The 1,998-nt window shown below is 73.2% G+C and carries 1 protein-coding gene and 1 pseudogene; both read left to right on the top strand.

Going from position 1 to position 1,998, the window contains the following annotated elements; genetic code table 11:
- A partial coding sequence (locus tag FNQ90_RS21150; RefSeq protein ID WP_407699412.1) for an HTTM domain-containing protein occupies nucleotides 1-1,526 on the top strand: 1,526 nt, incomplete at its 5' end.
- A gap of 225 nt (nucleotides 1,527-1,751) precedes the next feature.
- Nucleotides 1,752-1,998: pseudogene (locus tag FNQ90_RS21145) on the top strand (TrmH family RNA methyltransferase); the annotation flags it as partial.

Genomic DNA, 1,998 nt, shown 5'->3' with positions numbered 1-1,998 from the left:
GCGACGAGCCGCCCAACCCACTCGCCGGGATGGGGGACCGCCTCGACGCGGCGCTCGGCCGCGGCATCGACCACATCACCCGCCGAGCCCTGGGCCCGTACCAGACGGCGATCGTGCGCATCGGCTTCGCCTTCACCTGGCTGTTCTTCCTCATCCGGGAGATACCCCACCGGCACGAGCTGTACGGGCCCGCCAGCCCGTGGGGCTTCGACCTCGCCGAACAGCTCATCGCGGAGAACAAGGCGTTCACCGTCCTGCTGTGGACGGAGTCGGTGACCTGGTTCGAGATCGTCTACGCCTTCTCGGCGCTGGCGAGCGTCGGACTGCTGCTGGGCTGGCGCACCCGCACCATGTCCGTGCTCTTCATGATCGGTGTGCTCTCGCTGCAGAACCGCAGTGTGTTCATGGGGGACGGCGGGGACAACGTCGTCCACCTGATGGCGATCTACCTGGTGCTGACCCGCTGCGGACAGGTGTGGTCCCTGGACGCCCGACGGCGTGCCCGGGGGACCGCCGATCCCCGGGACCCGGTGGGGATCGTGCTGTGGGCGGCGTGCGGGGCGGCCCTCGCGGTCACCACCGCCACCGGTCTGCTGGGCGGGCCGATCTGGCTGCTGTGCCTATGGGGGTTCTGGGGCATCCACGGTCTGTGGTGGGTGCTGAGCCGCCCCGCCGCCCGTCCCGGCGAGCCGCGCGTGGTCTGCGACATGATCGCCAATGTCGCGCACAACGCCGCGCTGTTGGTGATCATGGTCGAGGTCTGCATCATCTACGCCACGGCCGGCTGGTACAAGATCCAGGGTTCGCGCTGGCAGGACGGCACCGCCGTCTACTACCCGATGAACCTGGACTACTTCACGCCGTTCCCCGAGGTCTCCTCGATCCTGGTGGGCAACGCCCTGCTGGTGATGATCCTGACCTACGGCACGGTGTTCGTGCAGGTCGCCTTCCCGTTCGCGCTGCTCAACCGGCGGGCGAAGAACATCCTGCTCGCCATCATGATCGGCGAGCACATCGGCATCGCGATCCTGCTCGGCCTGCCCTTCTTCTCCATGGCGATGATCGCGATGGACATCGTCTTCCTGCCCACGGCCTTCCTGCTGTGGATCGGCTGGCGGGCACGCCGATTGACCGAGCCGGTGCGCCGGCTCGGCCGCCGGTCCGCCGGTCCGGGGAAGGCGGGGGCCGCCCCCGCCGGTGGGGACGGACCACGGGTGCCGGCCCCCGCCACGGGGGAGCGGGATCGGGAGGCCGCGGGGCCCGGCGGCGCCGGCGGCGACACCGCTGAACCGACCGATACCGGGGACCGGGTCCCGGTCGCAGCCGCCGCCCCGATGGCCGGGGCCGGTGCCGACGGGTCGACCGAAGGGAGCACGAGGGTCGAGGCGAAAGGCTCCCCGGTGGCCCCGGGGGCTTCCGCGACCACCACGTCCACCGGGACGGGAGCGGGCGCGGTGACGGGTTCGGACGCGGAGCCCGACGCCGAGGACCCGGGACGTGACGCCGCTTCGGCCGAACGCCGCTGAGCCGAGGGGAGCCGGTGGTGGGCCGCCACCACCGGCCCGCCGGGGCCGGGACCACGGCGGTCCGGGCGTCGCGGGACGGCCGACCCGTCCTCCCGACTTCCGCCTCACGGGACCCGCCTCACGGGGCCGCGTGGCCCGGGCCGCCTCCGGGGGCGCCGGGGCCGGCATCCTGGTGCGGTCCCGGTCCACCGCCTCCCCCGGACGGTCCGCATCCGAATGATTCACGTGAAACATCCCGTCCCCGAGCCGACCGGGGAGCCTGCCCCGGTGCTGTTGGACGGCTTCCACGCCCTCAAGCACGCGCTGCGCTTCGGCGCGGAGGTTCGGACGGCGGTGGCCGCCGACCGCCGGGCGGCCCTCGATCTGGCCGCCGAACTGGCCCCCGACCTGGGCGACCGACTCGCCGAACTGCTGGTCGAGGGGGACCCCGCCGCCCTGGGCGGCCCCGGAGGCCGGGCCCACCCCACCGGGG

This window comes from Streptomyces alkaliphilus (assembly GCF_014141535.1).
Classification (GTDB): Bacteria; Actinomycetota; Actinomycetes; order Streptomycetales; family Streptomycetaceae; genus Streptomyces; species Streptomyces alkaliphilus.
This window is presented reverse-complemented; position numbering and strand designations above follow the sequence as displayed.